Origin of the sequence: Salinispora fenicalii, from assembly GCF_000514815.1 — a bacterium.
GTDB classification, from domain to species: Bacteria; Actinomycetota; Actinomycetes; order Mycobacteriales; family Micromonosporaceae; genus Micromonospora; species Micromonospora fenicalii.
On record NZ_AZWQ01000010.1, the window covers coordinates 78,564 to 95,521 of the forward strand.

Consider the following 16,958-nt stretch of genomic DNA (forward strand, 5'->3'; position numbering starts at 1 on the left):
CGAGGTTGGCCGCCGGTGCCGTGCTGGCTACCCCTGTTCCGGCAGGTGGTGGCGGTAGAAGGTCCAGGCGTCGCTGACGATCTCGTGCAGGGTGGGCTTGGCGGGTGTCCAGCCCAACTCGGTGCGGGCCAGGTCGGCGGCGGCGACCAACTCAGCGGGGTCGCCGACGCGGCGTGGGGCGACCACCACCGGGACCGGGCGGCCGGTGACCTCGCGGACCACCTCGACGACCTGACGGTTGGTGAACCCGCTGCCGTTGCCGAGGTTGTAGATCCGGTGCTGTCCGGCGACCGCGGCGTCAAGCGCGAGGAGGTGTGCCTGGGCGAGGTCGGTGACGTGGATGTAGTCGCGGACGCAGGTGCCGTCAACTGTCGGGTAGTCGTCGCCGAAGAGCTGCATCTTTTCCCGGCGGCCGGCGGCCACGTCGAATGCGATGGGAATGAGGTGCGTCTCCGGGTCGTGCCGTTCCCCGAGGGGCACCGGGGCGCTCAGGTGAGCGCCGGCGACGTTGAAGTAACGCAGCGAGACGGCAGCCAACCCGCTTCCGGCCGCCGCCGAGGTGAGCGCCATGTCGACGGTGAGCTTGGTGGCCCCGTACGTGTTGGTGGGGGCGGTGATCGCCGCCTCCGAGATGGGCAGCTCGACCGGATTGCCGTACACGGCGGCGGTGGAGGAGAAGACGACCTTCGGCACCCCGGCGACGCGTACGGCGTCGAGCAGGGCGAGTGAGCCGACGACGTTGGTGTGCCAGTACAACTCTGGCTTGACCATTGACTCACCAGCGGCGATCAGGGCGGCGAAGTGCAGCACCCCGTCGAAGCCCGCCTGTGGGGTTACCACCTGTGCCACGTCGTCCAGGGGAGCGACGACGTGGGTGGCGTCGGGTGCCACCGCGATGCGGTGCCCGGTCCGTAGGTCGTCCAGGACGACCACCTCGTGTCCGGCGTCGAGCAGCATCCGAGTCACCACGCTGCCGATGTACCCGGCGCCCCCGGTGACGAGCAGTTTCACATCGATCTCCTCCTGCTGGGCCGCCCCGCCAGCGACCTTCGGTGGTCACCCTACGGCAGTTCGCTGTGCCGGCGCTGCGAACCAACCGGCGGGGCGGGCCGCCGGCCGCGGCGAGGAAGAACTGGCTCAGTGCTGTCCTGTCACTGCGATGGGTGTCTACCATCCATCTCATGCGGGAAGCGGGTCGTCCCGGGCTCCGGCGCCGTGCGCGGGGGCGGCCCCGCCGCGAACCCGGCCCGTTGGCCTGGGCGGTCGCCCGGGTCGTGGTCCGCACCGCTACCGCCACCACCCGCCTGGTGACCGGTCTGCTCGGCACCAGCCCGGTGGCCGGCCGGGAACGGATCAGCGAGGACGAGTTGCGCGACCTGGTCGCGGCGGCGACCGTGCTGGATCCGGTGGAACGGCGGATCATTGACGAGGTCCTTGTGGCTGGGGCGAGCCTGGTACGCGAGGTGATGATGCCGCGTACCGAGGTGGTATTTCTCTCCACCGCGTTGACCACCGCCCAAGCGGAACACCTGGTCCGGGTCGAGCCGCACACCCGCTACCCGGTGGTTGACGGGACCCACGACGACGTGGTCGGCTTCGTGCACCTACACGACGTGCTGCTTCGTCCGGACGAAGATCCGCTGGTCACGGTCGGCGAGCTGGCCCGGGAGGTCAAGCGTCTGCCCGGCAGTAAGCGGGTGCTCTCGGCCCTGACCGAGATGCGCCGGGAGGGGCATCATCTGGCGGTGGTCATCGATGAGTACGGGGGGACCGCCGGCATCGTCACCTGTGAGGACCTGATTGAGGAGCTGGTCGGCGAACTGCACGACGAGTACGACACGCCGCCGGAGCCGACCAACGCCGGCCTACCCACCACCGTTGACGGTCGGCTGAACCTGGCCGACTTCGCCGAGCGAACCGGGGTGAATCTGCCGACCGGACCGTACGAGACGGTTGGTGGCTATGTCATGGCCGCGCTGGGCCGGCTGCCGGTGGCCGGCGACGAGGTATCGGTGACCGTGGCGCCGGTGGAGCCGGTGGACCAGACACCCGGAGGTTGGCGGTTGCGGGTGCTGGCGCTGGAGGGGCGTCGGGTGGCCCGGGTGACGGTAGCCGCAGCTCGGCCAGCCGAGTCGTGACGGGAGACGGGGCTTCCCACCCAGCTCGGCCGCGATTGACCCGCCGGCCCGTCCTGACGGATGCCCCGGGTTGCTGACAGAATTGCCAGCATGTCCAACGTACCCGTTCGACCGCGCGTATTCTCTGGCATTCAGCCGACCGCCGACTCGTTCCATCTCGGCAACTACCTGGGCGCGGTTCGACACTGGGTGGCGTTGCAGGAGACGCACGACGCCACCTACTGCGTGGTCGATCTGCACGCGATCACCGCTGGGCACGACCCCCGGACGTTGGCGCAGCGGTCCCGGGTGGCCGCTGCGCAGCTTCTCGCGGTGGGGCTGGACCCGGAGCGCTGCACCCTCTTCGTGCAGTCCCAGGTGCCCGAGCACGCGCAGTTGGCCTGGGTGTTGGGGTGTATCACCGGGTTCGGCGAGGCGGGCCGGATGACCCAGTTCAAGGACAAGTCGCAGAAGCAGGGCAACGAGCGGGCCAGCGTCGGCCTGTTCACGTACCCGGTCCTCCAAGCGGCCGACATCCTCCTCTACCAGGCGAATGCGGTGCCGGTCGGCGAGGACCAGCGCCAGCACCTGGAGCTCAGCCGCGATCTGGCGCAGCGGTTCAACACGCGGTTCGGGTCAACCTTCACGGTTCCCACGGCGCACATCGTCAAGGACACGGCGAAGATCACGGACTTGCAGGACCCGACGGCGAAGATGTCGAAGTCGTCCTCCTCGCCAGCGGGTATCGTCCTGTTCCTGGAGGATGCGGCCCGGTCAGTCAAGAAGATCCGTTCGGCCGTCACCGATACCGGCCGCGAGATCGTTTTTGATGTCGAGCAGAAGCCGGGCGTCTCCAACCTGCTGACGATCTACTCGGCGCTCTCCGGCCGGAGCATTGACGATCTGGTCGGGGCCTACGCAGGCAAGGGCTACGGTGATCTGAAGAAGGACCTTGGAGAGGTGGTACGCGAGTTCGTGACGCCGATCCAGGAACGCACCCGCGGCTACCTGGACGACCCGGCCCAGCTCGACAAGCTGCTCGCCGCCGGCGCGCAGAAGGCGCGGGCGGTGGCGGCACCGACCCTACAGGCGGTGTACGAGCGGGTGGGCTTCTTCCCGCCGGTGCGTGGCGAGTAGCCAGCGACGCGACGTGTGCGGGTGAGTGGAATGGAACCGGTGGCCAACGGGATGACACGAGGCGTGGACCTGCGGGACGGGCCGTCGGCGGCCGGCGGCACAATCCAGATCGGCATTGCGGTGGACATCCCCGAGCCCTGGGGGAGTGTGCTGACCGAGCGGCGGATGGCGGCGGGGGACCAGCAGGCCGTCCCGGCGCACGTGACGCTGCTCGGGCCGACCGAGATTCCGGGCGCTGCCCTGCCGGCTGTCGAACGGCACCTGACCGCGGTCGCCGCCGCGCACCTTCCGTTCACCCTGCACCTGCGCGGGACCGGGACGTTCCGACCGGTCACCCAGGTGGTCTTCGTAACGGTGGCGACGGGGATCAGCGAGTGCGAGCTGCTCGCCGCGGCGATCCGGGCCGCCCCAGAGCTACACCGGGAAACCCGCTTTCCGTATCACCCACACGTCACGGTGGCGCAGGATGTCTCACCCGAGGCGCTGGACCAGGCGTACGAGGACCTGGCCGACTTTTCGGCGATGTTTGGGGTGGAGGCGTTCACCCTCTTCTCCCACAGTGGCCAGACGCGGTGGCAGCCCCGGCGGGACTTTCGGCTCGGCGGCTGAACCGGTGCCCCGCCCCGGCGGCCTAGCCCGTACCCGCCTCGGCGGCGTAGCCCGTACCCTGCCCCGGCGGCGCAACCCGTACCCCGCCCCTGGGGCCGCGGCGGTCCAGGCTTACCGCGGGGGATGCCGGCGCGCCGGCGACAGCTCGGCGAGGATGGCAGGGTGAACGTGTTCCGCCGTATCCAGGCGGGTGTCCACGGGCGGATCACCACCGCGCGGCGCCGCTATCCGGCCTTCGACCACGGGTTGCGGGCGGCCCTGCTCTACAACCGTCGGCTCGGCAGCCGGCTCGCCGCTGCGATCGCGTATTACGGCTTCTTTGCGGTCTTCGCGCTGGCCCTCGTCGCCTACTCCGTCTTCGGGGCGATCCTGGAGGGCAACACCGAGGTCAATGCCGCCGCGGCGGGGTTCCTCCGGGAGAACTTGCCCTTCCTCGACCCGGTGCAGGTCGCCGAGAGTAGCGGGACCGTCGGCGTGGTCGGTCTGACCATCCTGGTCTTCACCGGGGTCGGCTGGGTGGAGGCGATCCGTTCCTCCCAGCGATTCCTGTACGGCCTCGACCAACAACCTGGCAACTTTGTCGTTCGCCGGCTGGTCGATCTGGGCGTGCTGCTGGTGGTGTTCGTGCTGCTCGGCGTCTCGGTGGCGGCGGTGGACACGTTGGAGTCGTTGCTGCGGTGGTTGCTGGGCAGCGCCGGCTCGGCCGGGCTCACCGCGATCAGTGCGGTGCTCAGTATCTTCGTGAACGTGGTGCTGGCGACCCTACTGTTGGTGGCGGTGCCCCGGCTGCGGCCAAGCCGGGTCCGCCTGCGCCCGGCGGTGCTGCTGGTGGCGGTGGGTATCACCCTGCTTAACACCATCGGGCGGTACTACGTGGTGCGGACCGAGCGGAACCCGGCGTACACGGTGGTGGCGGGCGCGGTGGGGCTGCTGCTCTACCTCTACCTGCTCAACCAACTCGTGCTCTTCGGCGCGGCGTTGGTGGCTACCGACACCCGGGGACAGGTGGTGGACCTCGCGGCGGAGCCGGTAGCGGCTGATCAGGAGGGGGACCTCCCGCCTCCCGGGCAGACGAGTGCGAACAAGCCGACGGCACCCGAACCAGGGACGGAGCGTCGAACCGGGGATCCACCCGCGGCCGGGGAACGATGATTGGCGGGTGGGCGCTCTCGTGACACTCGACCTGCCGGACGACTCACCGATGCTCGACCTGCCGTGGATCATCACCTTCGGGCCGCTCGGCGACGTCGACGAGTGGGAGCCGGTGGTCTGCGGCCCGTACGAGCGGGCGCCTGCGCTGGCGCTGGCCGAGGTGATGGTGGCGGAGGAGGCGCTGATGGCGGTGGTCGAGCCGCTGCTGCCGGCGGTGTCGGCTGACCAGATCCGCGATGAGATCACCGCGGCCCAGTCCGCCGCCGAGGAGGAGGCGGCGGCACAGACGGACAGCGCCGAGCTCTACGGCAACTTCGAGGACACCTTTGACGAGGAGCTGGAGGCGGCGGCGGAGCGGGACCAGGGTGTCCAGCCGGCGATGCCGCCGAGCGAGGCCGCGATCCGGGCAGGCTTCGCCCGGATCGCGGCGAAGTTGCCCGGCCTCGAGCGTTGACCGCGCCGGTCGGCTGCCCAGCCGCCCGGCGGCCCGGGGCACGCCGAACGACCAGGTTGACTGGGGCTTACCCGCTCAGCACCGTTCGAACCAGGCAGCCGCGTCGACCGGAATCAGGTAGCCCGAGCCCTCTCGGGTGAGCGCTGTGCTGGCGACGAGCAGCTCGCCGTACTCGGTGCTGACGAGGGGTGCGTCGCCGATGTTCACCACACAGGTGAGTGTCGTGCCGCCGGCGGCACGGGTAAAGGCGAGGATGCCGGGCCGGGTCTCCTCCCAGACGATCTGGGCCGCGGCGGTGGAGAGCGCCGGGTGCGTTCGGCGGATTCGTAGCGCGGTGCGATATAGCTCGAGTGTGGAGTCGGGGACACCGGTCTGGGCAGCCACCGACAGTTCCCGCCAGGTGTCCGGGGCGGGCAGCCAACTCGGCGTGCTGCCGGCGGGGCTGAAGCCGTACGGGGCGAGCTTGCCGCTCCACGGGATCGGCACCCGGCAGCCGTCCCGGCTCTGGCCGGTCCGCAGGTACTGCGGGTCCTGCCGCAGGTCGTCGGGGAGATCGAGGACCTCGGGTAGACCCAGCTCCTCACCTTGGTAGACGTAGGCGCAGCCGGGCAGCGCGAGCATCAGCAGGGCTGCGGCGCGGGCGCGGCGCAGCCCTGCTGGCCCATCCCCGTACCGGGTGACGTGTCGCTGCTTGTCATGGTTGGACAGCACCCAGGTGGTGGGCGCGTTGATGACCGCTGACTCGGCGAGCGCGCTGTCGATGACCTTGCGGAAGGAGTCGGCCGACCAGTGGGCGTCGAGGAAGTCGAAGCTGAACGCCTGGTGTAGCTCGTCTGGGCTGATGTAGCGGGCGAGTCGTTGGGGAGTCTCTGCCCACGCCTCGGCCACCGCCATCCGGCCGCCGGGGTAGCTGTCCAGGATGGGCCGCCAGGCGCGGTAGATGTCGTGCACCTCGTCCTGGTCGAAGTAGGGCAGTCGGCTCTTGCCGAGCAGTTCGACCTGTCGTTGGCCGGTCTGCTGGCCGAAGCCGACGTCCGGCAGGCCCTCCGCCTTGATCATTCCGTGGGCCACGTCGATCCGGAAGCCGTCGACACCGCGGTCCAGCCAGAACCGGAGCACGTCCTCGAACTCGGCGCGGACCTCGGGGTTGCGCCAGTTCAGGTCCGGCTGCGCCGAGTCGAACAGGTGCAGGTACCACTGCCCGTCAGGCAGTCGGGTCCAGGCCGGTCCACCGAAGATGCTCTCCCAGTCGTTCGGCGGCAGCTCGCCCGCCGCTCCGCGCCCCGCGGCGAAGTGATAGCGGGCCCGCTCGAGGGAGCCGGGGGCCGCCGCGAGGGCGGCCTGGAACCAGGGGTGGGCGTTCGACGTGTGATTGGGCACCAGGTCGACGATGATCCGTAGGCCGATTGCGTGCGCCGCAACGATCACGTCGTCGAACTCGGTGAGGGTGCCGAACATCGGGTCGATGTCGCGGTAGTCAGCGACATCGTAGCCGCCGTCGATCATGGGTGAGGGGTAGAAGGGGGTCAACCAGAGCGCGTCCACCCCGAGGTCCCGTAGGTACGGCAGGCGTTCCCGCAGGCCCGCCAGGTCGCCGATCCCGTCGCCATTCGCGTCGGCGAAGCTGCGGAGGTAGACCTGATAGATGGCGGCGGAGCGCCACCAGCCATCGTCGGAGGTCGGCGGGCTGGGGTTGTGGACGGTCATGAGGGGTTCCCCGATCTCGCGCGGTACGGCAGTCTCCGGCGCGGGCAGGGGTGGTGGCGCCGGTTGCTGTGCAGAATGCCGGCAAGGGCTTGCAAGAGTCAAGCAGACCTTGCGCAAGGTTGCCTCGGTGCTCGCTTCCCGGTCGGCACCCGACGGGGCGGACGGCGGGTATTCAGACCGAGACCGCCAAGGGGGACGGGGAGGGTCCACCGGGTTCGACGTCGGGCGTCCGGGCAACCGCGGTCGAGCCGCGTACCACCAGCTCTGGCCGGAACAGGTACTCCGAGTGTGGGGCGGCATGCCCGTTGATCTCGTCCACCAGGGCCCGGACGGCGGCAACCGCCATCGCCGCGACCGGTTGACGCACGGTGGTCAGGGGTGGGTCGGTGAAGGCCATCAGCGGGGAGTCGTCGTATCCGACGACGGAGATGTCGCGGGGCACGGTGAGCCCGCGCTGCCGGGCGGCGCGGATTGCGCCCAGCGCCATCGGGTCGGAGCCGCAGACCAAACCGGTGACACCGCGGTCCAGCAAGCGGGCAGCGGCGGCCTCGCCCCCCTCGACGCCGAAGAGGGAGAGCTCGGTCAGCTCGGTGAGCTCGGCCTCGGAGACATCGGTGCGGCGCCGCATGGCGGCCTTGTAGCCGGCGACCTTGCGCTGTACCGGGACGAACCGGTTCGGTCCGGTGATCAGGCCGATCCGTCGGTGCCCCAGTGCGACCAGATGGGTGACGGCCAACTCGGCGGCCTCCCGGTCGTCACAGGAGATGAAGGGCGCCGGGAGGTTCGGGGCATAGCCGTTGACCATGACAACCGGCAGTGGGCGGGCGATCAGTGCACGGTACCGCTCGTGGTCGGCGGCGGTGTCAGCGTGCAGGCCGGAGACGAAAACGATGCCGGAGACCTGCCGGTCGAGCAGCATCTCGACGTATTCGTCTTCCCGGATTCCGCCGGGGGTCTGGGTGCAGAGCACAGGGGTGAAGCCGGTCGGCGCCAGCGCCGACTCGATGATCTGCGCGAAGGCGGGAAAGATCGGGTTGTCGAGCTCCGGGACGACCAGGCCCACCAGCCCGGCGCAGCGTTTGCGCAGCCGGGCCGGGCGTTCGTAGCCGAGCACATCGAGGGCGGTCAGGACGGCCTGTCGGGTCTCGGGCGCCACTCCGGGCCGGTCGTTGAGCACCCGCGAGACGGTGGCCTCACTGACCTCTGCCTGCTGGGCGATGTCGGACAGTCGAGCGCGCATGGCGGCACTGTAGCTCACCGGATGGTTCTTTCGCTGCCAGGCAAGTTCTTGCAGCTCTGGTTCCGGGGCCTGCTGGGCTGGAGCCGGAGACGACGATTGGTTCGTGGCGGCCCCAGAGTCGACTGCATCGAGCAGCATCAACGCAGCGGGCGGGCTGGGGTTGCAGCGGATGGGGGTGACGGTCGATCGCCGTCCGGGCCTGCCTTTTGTCGCAGAAGCCCGACATGAGGCGGGTCTAGATGACAAGATGACCCCGGTTATTGCAAGACGGTTCGCAAAGGGTTTCTAACTTAGAAAACTCTTGCTAGTGTCCCGCCGACACCGGCAGGCAATCTAGGAGCGAACATGCGTCGCACAGCCAAGGGAGTCGCCGTACTCGCCTCCGCCGCCCTTGCTCTGACCCTCGTCGCCTGTGGCGAGGACGAGCAGAGCGCGGGGGAAGGGTCAACGACCGACCCCGCAGCCATGAAGGCTGAACTGACCTGGTGGGACACCTCGGACCCGAAGAACGAGGGTCCGGTTTTCCAGGAGCTGATCGCCAAGTTCAACCAGACCTATCCGAACGTGAAGATCAACTATCAGTCGGTCCCGTTCGGTGAGGCGCAGAACCAGTTCAAGACGGCAGCGCAGGCCGAGGCCGGTGCGCCGGACATCCTGCGGGCGGAGGTGGCGTGGGTTCCGGAGTTCGCCTCGCTGGGCTACCTCTACGCGCTGGACGGCTCCGAACTGCTCGCCGACGCGTCGGACTTCCTGGCTACCCCGCTCGCCTCGAACAAGTACGACGGCAAGACCTATGGCGTCCCACAGGTGACCGACACGCTGTCGCTCATGTACAACAAGAAGCTGTTGGCCGAGGCGGGTGTCGCCGCCGCGCCGACGACCTGGGCCGAGCTGAAGACCGCCGCCCAGGCCGTCAAGGAGAAGACCGGCGCGGACGGCCTCTACCTCAATCCGGCGGGCTACTTCCTGCTGCCGTTCCTCTACGGCGAGGGCGGGGACCTGGTAGATGTCCCGGCCAAGAAGATCGTCGTCGGCTCAGACCAGAACGTGGCCGGGCTGAAGATCGCCAAGGATCTGATCGACAGCGGCGCGGCCGTCCAGCCGCCCGCGACGGACTCCTACGGAACCATGATGACCCTCTTCAAGGAAGAGAAGGTCGCCATGATCATTAATGGCCCCTGGGAGGTCAACAACGTTTCGCAGGCGCCGACCTTCGGCGGCGTGGAGAACCTCGGCATCGCTCCGGTCCCCGGCGGCTCGGCCCGGGCCGGCGGTCCGGTCGGTGGGCACAACTACACCGTCTGGTCCGGCATGCCGGAGGAGAAGGTCGAGGCCGCCGTCGCCTTCGTGGCCTTCATGAGCTCCACCGAATCACAGGCCTTCCTCGCCGAGAAGCTCGGGCTGCTGCCGACGCGCAAGTCGGCCTACGACCTCGACGCGGTGCGGAGCAATGCGATCGTGGCCGCGTACCAGCCGGCCGTCGAGGCCGCGGTCGGCCGCCCCTGGATCCCCGAGGCCGGCCAGTTCTTCGAACCGCTGGACCAGATGGCCACCGAGGTCCTGATCCAGAACCGGGACCCGAAGGACGCGCTCGACGAGGTCGCGAAGAGGTACCAGGCGGAGGTCGTCACCGCGTACGGGTTCTGATCCACCCGCCGGCGGGCAGGGGCCGGCGACCACTCGTCCCTCGGTATCCGGCCGGGCCGGCGACCCCTCCGGTCGCCGGCCAGCCGGCTCACCTACTGGAGCTCAGCTGATATGCGCACCGTGACCGCCGCGCCAGCGTCCGCACCGCCCGACCGTCGCTTCGCCCGCCCGTCTCGGCTTCGTCGTAGCTGGGACCGGAACTGGTACGCCTGGGCGATGGTCCTGCCGGTGGTGATCGTCCTGGCAGTCCTGATCTTCTATCCCCTCGGCCGGGGAATTTGGCTCTCCTTCACCAACCTCAACGAGGCCAACCAGGTGGCGGAGATCTGCACCAAGTCGATCACCGGCGGTGAGGTCTGCGAGGAGAACCCCAACCGGTGGGAGTATGCGGGTCTGGACAACTACGTCCGGGTCCTCACCGGTGAGGTCGGCCGGTTCTGGGAGTGGACCGGGATCACCCTGATCTGGACCTTCGTCGGCGTCGCCTTCCACTTTGGTCTCGGACTTGGTCTCGCCATCCTGCTCAATCGCCCGATGCGCGGCCGTGGCCTCTACCGGGTGCTGCTGGTGCTGCCGTGGGCGGTGCCGGCCTTCGTCAGCGCCTTCGCCTGGAAGTTCATCTTCAACGAGCGCTTCGGCCTGGCGAACTCGCTGCTCACCACGCTCGGGGCCGACCCGTTCCCGTGGTTCTCCGAACGGTGGACCTCACTGTTCACCGCGATCGTCACCAACGTCTGGCTCGGTGTGCCGTTCATGATGGTGGCGCTGCTCGGCGGGCTGCAGACCATTCCCGGTGAGCTCTACGAGGCGGCGGAGATCGATGGTGCGTCGCCATGGCAACGGTTCCGTACCGTCACGATGCCGGGCCTGCGCCCGACCAGCATGACCGTGATCCTGCTCGGCACCATCTGGACGTTCAACCTCTTCCCAGTCATCTTCCTGGTGACGGAGGGAGAGCCGGCCGGAGAGACCGAGATCCTGGTGACCGGCGCGTACCGGGCCGCCTTCGAGGGCATTCGCAACTACTCGCTCGCCTCCACGTACGGCGTGTTGATTCTCTCCATTCTCTTGGTCTTCTCCGTGTTCTACCGGCGGGCACTGCGTAAGCAAGGCGAGGTGTGGTGATGAGTCAATCGACCAGCTCCGGGACGGCCGCGGCAACGGTGGCCCCGATCGAGGCCGGGTCCACACCGGCCGCCCCGGCCGAGAGCGCGCGGCGTGCTGGTCGCAGTCGGCGTAGCCCAGCGACGTCGCTGCTGTTGCACGGGACCCTGATCGTCGCGTCGTTGATCGCGATCGGTCCGATCGTCTGGGTGCTGCTCTCCTCGTTCAAGCCCGGGTACGCGGTGCAGAGCAGCAACCTGACCCTGGTCCAGGATCCGACCCTGACCAACTACCGCTACGTGCTCTTCGACACCAGCTTTCTGCGGTGGCTGCTGAACTCGGTGATTGTGGCTGCCGGCACGATGGGGATCGGCATCTTCCTCTCGGCGACCACCGGTTACGCCGTCTCCCGGTTCAACTTCCCGGGCCGGCGCCCGTTGATGATGGTCTTCCTGGTCACCCAGATGTTTCCGGTGGCCATCCTGATCGTGCCGATTTACACGATCATGGCGCGGCTCGGGCTGATCAACACGTTGCCGTCGCTGGTGATCGCCTACCTGACCATCGCGGTTCCGTTCTGCGCCTGGATGCTCAAGGGCTACTTCGACTCCATCCCCACCTCGCTGGACGAGGCGGCGGCGCTGGATGGCTGCGGCCCGTTCGCCACCTTCTGGCGGGTGGTGCTGCCACTGGCCCGCCCGGCCGTCGCGGTCACCGCCTTCTACACCTTCCTCACCGCCTGGGGGGAGGTCGCGTACGCCTCGGCCTTCATCCAGACCGACAACCAGTTCACCCTGGCGTACGGGCTTCGGCAGTTCGTGCCGCAGTACAACCCGCAGTGGGAGTACCTGACGGCGGCGGCGGTGCTGGTGACGGTCCCGGCCGGGCTGGTCTTCCTGATCGCCCAACGGCACCTGGTCTCGGGCCTCACCGCGGGTGGTACGAAGGGCTGACGCGCCGATCGACCGAGCCCCTCTACTACGACCCGTCGTTGGTGCGGGAGGATAGGCCGTGTGGAAGCTCTACGACTCATCCTCCGCTACATCCACCTGATCGGGTTCGCGCTGTTGCTCGGTGGTGCGACGGTGCAGTACCTCAAGGGCAGGTTCCGGATCAACTCGGCCATGCTCTGGGGTGCGGGGCTCGCGTTGCTGACCGGAATCGGCCTCTCCGCGCCCTTGCGGGACGGGGGTGAGCCGGACCCCGCGAAGCTCGTCACCAAGCTGGCGCTCGCGCTGTTCATCTTCGTCATGGTCTTCTTCTCGCGGAAGCGGGAAGCGGTCAACCGTGGACATTTCCTCGCGATCATCGGGCTGACCCTGGTCAACGCTGCGGTAGCGGTCTTCTGGCGGTAACGTCCGACGGGGGAACCTCCCCTGCGGAGGGGAATTCGTCCCACCCCGCGCTCTTTTGACTGGCATGTCGAGAGACCGAAGTACCCAAGGATCACGTCGGGGTAACAGGCACTCAACAGTCACGCATGATTGTGGCCGGGGTAGGTGCCTGGGCGTACGCTCGGCGTCCGGAACGTGGGACACCGGCGGCACAGTGCAGGCCGGTTCACAAGGGCTGCCACCGCGGATGCGCGGTGCGCAATGGAAGGAGACGTCTTGCGCTCGGTGCGTGGGATGCGGATCGCCTCGGTCTTCGCGGTGGGTGGCCTCGTGCTGGCCGCCACCGCCTGCGGTGAGGCGCCCGAGGAAGACAACGCCGGTAGCGGCGGCGAGAAGTTCAGTGCCTGCATGGTGACCGACGTCGGCGGGATCGACGACAAGTCCTTCAACACCTCGGCCTGGAAGGGCCTGGAGGCGGCCAAGGACGAAAACAAGGACATCGACATCAAGTACGTCGCGTCGAAGGCCGAGGCGGACTACGAGCCGAACCTGACGCAGTACGTCAACCAGGACTGCGACTTCATCCTCGCCGTCGGTGGACTGATGGGGGACGCCACTTCCAGGATCGCGGCGGCGAACCCGGACCAGCAGTTCGGCATCGTGGACACGAAGTTGCCGGAGAGCAACGTCTACCCGATGCAGTTCGACACCGCCCAGGCCGGCTTCCTCGCCGGCTACCTGGCCGCCGGCCTCAGCGAGACCGGCAAGGTGGGCACCTACGGCGGTCTGAAGATCCCGCCGGTGACCATCTTCATGGACGGCTACGCCGACGGGGTGGACCGCTACAACGAGGCCAAGGGCAAGAACGTCCAGGTCCTGGGCTGGGACAAGGAAAGCCAGAACGGCTCGTTCGCCAATGACTTCGTCAAGCAGGACGAGGGCAAGAAGGTCAGCGACGCACTGGTCGCCCAGGGTGCGGACATCATCATGCCGGTCGCCGGGGGCGCCGGTCTCGGCACCACCGCGGCGGCCCAGGCCTCCGGTGGCAAGTACAACACCATCTGGGTCGACGTCGACGGCTGCGAGAGCACCTCGAACTGCCCGGCGATCATCACCACGGTGGTGAAGAACATCCCCGGTGCCGTTCAGGAGGCCGTGCTCAAGGCCGCCGCCGGGGAGAAGCTGGAGGCGGACCCGGGCTTCACCGGCACGCTGGCCAACGAGGGCGTCTCGCTCGCGCCGTACCACGAGTTCGACAGCAAGATCCCGGCTGAGCTGAAGGCCGAGGTCGACAAGCTGAAGGCGGACATCGCGGCCGGCCTGATCAAGGTTGAGTCGGAGTCCCAGCCGCAGTGAGCTGATGCCGGCTCGCCGTGGAGAGGCGCTTAGCCAAGCTGCTCGGCGAGCGGCACCGCACGACGATCCGGCCGCCCTGGTGCCACGGGACCTCCCGCTGGTGCCGGGGCGGCCGATCGGCTCCACCGACGGGTGCCGTTGCCGGCGTGCCGGCAACTCCCCGCACCATCGCTTCGTACCCGGGAGGTTGCGCTGAGACTCGAACTGCGCGGCATCACCAAACGCTTCGGTGACCTGGTCGCCAACGACCACATCGATCTCACGGTGGAGCCGGGGGAGATCCACGCCCTGCTCGGGGAGAACGGCGCGGGCAAGTCGACCCTGATGAATGTGCTGTACGGGCTCTACCAGCCCGACGAGGGCGAGATCCTGGTGGACGGGAAGCCGCTGCAGCTGCGCGGCCCGGCGGACGCCATCGCGGCCGGGATCGGGATGGTGCACCAGCACTTCATGCTGGTACCGGTCCTGACCGTGGCCGAGAACATCATGCTCGGGTCCGAGCAGGTCCGGGGCGGCATGCTCGGCTTCCTCGACCGCCGACGGGCCCGGCGCGAGGTCACGGAGGTTTCCGCCCGTTACAACCTCCAGGTTGACCCGGACGCGGTCATCGAGGACCTGCCGGTCGGCATCCAGCAGCGGGTAGAGATCGTCAAGGCGCTGACCCGCGACGTTGACCTGCTCATCCTCGACGAGCCGACCGCGGTGCTCACGCCGCAGGAGACCGAGGAACTGCTCACCGTCATGCGGGAGCTCAAGGCCGCTGGCAGGTCGATCGTCTTCATCACCCACAAGCTCGGCGAGGTGAAGGCCATCGCTGACCGGGTCACCGTGATCCGGCGCGGCCGGACCGTCGGCACCGCCACGCCGGAGGCGAGCCGGGACGAACTGGCCGCCCTGATGGTTGGCCGCTCCGTCCGGCTCACCGTGGACAAGCAGCCCGCGACGCCCGGCGAGCCGGTACTCGAGCTCTCCGGGCTGGCCGTCGACGACGACCGGCAGGTACGTGCGGTGGACGGCGTTGACCTGACCGTGCACGCGGGTGAGGTACTCGGCGTCGCCGGCGTGCAGGGCAACGGCCAGACCGAGCTGGTCGAGGCGGTCATGGGGCTGCGCCCGGCGCTCGCCGGCTCGGTGCAGCTGGGCGGGGAGCGGATCGACGACTGGTCAACCAAGGAGGTCCTCCGCGCGGGCGTTGGCTACGTGCCCGAGGATCGCAGCGTCGACGGGTTGGTCAAGGAACTCAGCATCGCGGAGAACCTGGTGCTGGACCTGTACGACCAACCGCCGTTCGGCAAGGGGCTCGCGCTCCGACCGGATGCGATCAAAGAGTCGGCGCGGGAGCGGATCGCCCAGTTCGACGTCCGTACCCCGTCGGCGGAGGCGCCGGTGGGCACGCTCTCCGGCGGCAACCAACAGAAGGTGATCGTCGCCCGGGAACTGTCCCGGCCGCTGAAACTCCTCATCGCCGCCCAGCCGACCCGCGGCGTCGATGTCGGCTCCATCGAGTTCATCCACAGTCGGGTCATTCACGAGCGGGATGCCGGGACTGCGGTCCTCCTGGTCTCCAGCGAGCTCGACGAGGTGATCGGCCTGGCCGACCGGATCGCGGTGATGTACCGCGGCCGGATCATCGGCATCGTCGGCCCGGACACCCCCCGCGAGGAGATCGGCCTGCTGATGGCGGGCTGCACTCCGGACCCGGCGGAAGCCGGGGCGGACGGAGCGACGGCGGGTACCGACGGCGGGGCGGACGCCCCATCGGGCCCCGGTAGCGAGGACGAGGCATGACCAACGCAGAGTCCGGCTCCCCGGACAAGGAACCGGCGACCGCGGACCAGGCGGCCAGGATGGCGCTCGACAACACCGAGCGCGCCGAGCCGACGAGTCAGCAGCCACCGGAGCGCCCCGCGCTCGGGCGGCTCTTCGTGGAGAATCTCTGGGCCGCCAACACCTTCACGGTGACGCTGCTGTCGTTGCTCCTGGCGATGGTCGTCGGCGGGATCCTGATGATCGTCTCCGATCCGGACGTGCTGGGCACCTACAGCTACTTCACCGCCCGCCCGGGCGACGCCCTCAACGCCAGCTGGACGTTGGTCAGCGAGGCGTACGCGAACCTGTTCAAGGGTGCGGTCCTCGACCCCGACGCGGTCGGCCTCACCGCGGCGCTGAGCCCGATCTCGGAGACGCTGACCTACACCGCCCCGCTGGTCTTCACCGGGCTCTCCGTGGCCCTCGCCTTCCGTGGTGGCCTGTTCAACATCGGTGCCCAGGGGCAGGCCACGATGGGCGTCATCGCGGCCGGGCTGGCCGGGTTCCTGCTGCCGCTGCCGGCCGGGCTGCACCTGCTCGTCGCGGTCTTCGCCGGTGCGGTCGGCGGTGCCCTGTGGGGCTTCATTCCGGGGATTCTCAAGGCCCGCACCGGCGCCCACGAGGTGATCAACACGATCATGCTCAACTACGTCGCGGCGTATTTCCTGGTCTGGCTGATCGTGCAGAACGGGGTTCAGGACCCGAACCGTACGGATGCCATCAGCCGGCCGGTGGACGCCTCCGCGCAGCTCCCGCGGCTGTTCGGGGACAACCTGCGGGCGCATACCGGAATCATCCTCGCCGTGCTGGTGACCTGGGCGGTCGCCTGGCTGCTGAATCGGTCGACCCTCGGCTTCGAGCTGCGGGCCGTGGGGAGCAACCCGGCGGCCTCGCGTACCGCCGGCATCAGCGTCACCCGGACCTATGTGTTGGTCATGGTCTTCGCCGGTGCCCTGGCCGGCCTCGGTGGCTCGCAGATGGTGCTCGGCACCACCGCCGCCGCGTTGACCCCGCTGGTCGTGGCCCAGGTCGGGTTCGACGGAATTCTGGTGGCGCTCCTCGGCCGGGTGAAGCCGTGGGGCGTGTTGCTCGCCGCACTGCTCTTCGGCGCACTGCAGGCCGGCGGTAACCGGATGCAGTCGTACTCGGGGGTCTCGCTGGAACTGGTTACCGTGCTCCAGGCGCTGATCGTCATCTTCATCGCCGCACCGGCTCTGGTGAAGGCGATCTTCCAGCTTCGAGCCGCCCGGGCCGCCCGGCCGCAGACGAGCCTCGCGAAGGGCTGGTGACGC

15 protein-coding genes are annotated in these 16,958 nt (G+C 68.8%); 12 read left to right on the forward strand and 3 right to left on the reverse strand.

The window, feature by feature from the left end:
- Positions 1 to 27: 27 nt before the first annotated feature.
- Entirely contained in the window at positions 28 to 1,011 is a 984-nt protein-coding gene (gene galE, locus B116_RS0103495) for a UDP-glucose 4-epimerase GalE (RefSeq protein WP_018721253.1), read from the reverse strand.
- 170 nt (positions 1,012 to 1,181) lie between these two features.
- Between galE and B116_RS24660 the strand changes: the two genes are divergently transcribed.
- The 5 genes from B116_RS24660 (at position 1,182) to B116_RS0103520 (ending at position 5,469) form a co-directional block, all read left to right on the forward strand.
- Positions 1,182 to 2,138: a hemolysin family protein gene (locus B116_RS24660; RefSeq protein WP_050565586.1), complete on the forward strand. Its 957-nt coding sequence runs from the start codon at positions 1,182 to 1,184 to the stop codon at positions 2,136 to 2,138.
- A 90-nt stretch (positions 2,139 to 2,228) separates the two neighbouring features.
- Positions 2,229 to 3,254: a tryptophan--tRNA ligase gene (trpS, locus tag B116_RS0103505; RefSeq protein ID WP_027659220.1), complete on the forward strand. Its 1,026-nt coding sequence runs from the start codon at positions 2,229 to 2,231 to the stop codon at positions 3,252 to 3,254.
- A 30-nt stretch (positions 3,255 to 3,284) separates the two neighbouring features.
- The gene (locus tag B116_RS0103510; protein ID WP_018721250.1) at positions 3,285 to 3,863 is read left to right on the forward strand and encodes a 2'-5' RNA ligase family protein; all 579 of its coding nucleotides are present in this window, start codon (positions 3,285 to 3,287) and stop codon (positions 3,861 to 3,863) included.
- A gap of 162 nt (positions 3,864 to 4,025) precedes the next feature.
- Positions 4,026 to 5,015 (forward strand): YihY/virulence factor BrkB family protein, encoded by a 990-nt coding sequence (locus tag B116_RS0103515; RefSeq protein ID WP_027659221.1) that lies wholly within the window; start codon positions 4,026 to 4,028, stop codon positions 5,013 to 5,015.
- A 7-nt stretch (positions 5,016 to 5,022) separates the two neighbouring features.
- On the forward strand, positions 5,023 to 5,469 hold the full coding sequence (locus tag B116_RS0103520; protein ID WP_018721248.1) for a hypothetical protein: 447 nt from the start codon (positions 5,023 to 5,025) through the stop codon (positions 5,467 to 5,469).
- Positions 5,470 to 5,544: 75 nt separating this feature from the next.
- Here B116_RS0103520 and B116_RS0103525 read toward each other — a convergent pair whose 3' ends face one another.
- Positions 5,545 to 7,176: a glycoside hydrolase family 13 protein gene (locus B116_RS0103525; RefSeq protein ID WP_027659222.1), complete on the reverse strand. Its 1,632-nt coding sequence runs from the start codon at positions 7,174 to 7,176 to the stop codon at positions 5,545 to 5,547.
- 172 nt (positions 7,177 to 7,348) lie between these two features.
- The gene (locus B116_RS0103530) at positions 7,349 to 8,416 is read right to left on the reverse strand and encodes a LacI family DNA-binding transcriptional regulator (RefSeq protein WP_033667267.1); all 1,068 of its coding nucleotides are present in this window, start codon (positions 8,414 to 8,416) and stop codon (positions 7,349 to 7,351) included.
- Positions 8,417 to 8,761: 345 nt separating this feature from the next.
- Here B116_RS0103530 and B116_RS0103535 point away from each other — a divergent pair, with 345 nt between their 5' ends.
- From B116_RS0103535 to B116_RS0103565, 7 genes are all read left to right on the forward strand, one after another.
- Complete coding sequence (locus tag B116_RS0103535) at positions 8,762 to 10,063, forward strand: extracellular solute-binding protein (protein ID WP_018721245.1); 1,302 nt, start codon at positions 8,762 to 8,764, stop codon at positions 10,061 to 10,063.
- 111 nt (positions 10,064 to 10,174) lie between these two features.
- Positions 10,175 to 11,188 carry a carbohydrate ABC transporter permease gene (locus tag B116_RS0103540; protein WP_027659224.1) on the forward strand — a complete coding sequence of 338 codons (1,014 nt, stop codon included), beginning with the start codon at positions 10,175 to 10,177 and terminating at the stop codon, positions 11,186 to 11,188.
- On the forward strand, positions 11,188 to 12,120 hold the full coding sequence (locus B116_RS0103545) for a sugar ABC transporter permease (protein ID WP_018721243.1): 933 nt from the start codon (positions 11,188 to 11,190) through the stop codon (positions 12,118 to 12,120). Before B116_RS0103540 ends, B116_RS0103545 begins: the two co-directional genes overlap by 1 nt.
- A 60-nt stretch (positions 12,121 to 12,180) precedes the next feature.
- Entirely contained in the window at positions 12,181 to 12,522 is a 342-nt protein-coding gene (locus B116_RS0103550) for a hypothetical protein (RefSeq protein ID WP_018721242.1), read from the forward strand.
- 273 nt (positions 12,523 to 12,795) lie between these two features.
- The gene (locus tag B116_RS0103555) at positions 12,796 to 13,857 is read left to right on the forward strand and encodes a BMP family lipoprotein (protein WP_027659225.1); all 1,062 of its coding nucleotides are present in this window, start codon (positions 12,796 to 12,798) and stop codon (positions 13,855 to 13,857) included.
- 132 nt (positions 13,858 to 13,989) lie between these two features.
- Positions 13,990 to 15,645 (forward strand): ABC transporter ATP-binding protein, encoded by a 1,656-nt coding sequence (locus B116_RS0103560; protein WP_027659226.1) that lies wholly within the window; start codon positions 13,990 to 13,992, stop codon positions 15,643 to 15,645.
- On the forward strand, positions 15,642 to 16,955 hold the full coding sequence (locus tag B116_RS0103565; RefSeq protein WP_027659227.1) for an ABC transporter permease: 1,314 nt from the start codon (positions 15,642 to 15,644) through the stop codon (positions 16,953 to 16,955). The genes B116_RS0103560 and B116_RS0103565 overlap by 4 nt, the downstream gene beginning before the upstream one ends.
- The last annotated feature ends 3 nt before the right edge of the window (positions 16,956 to 16,958 follow it).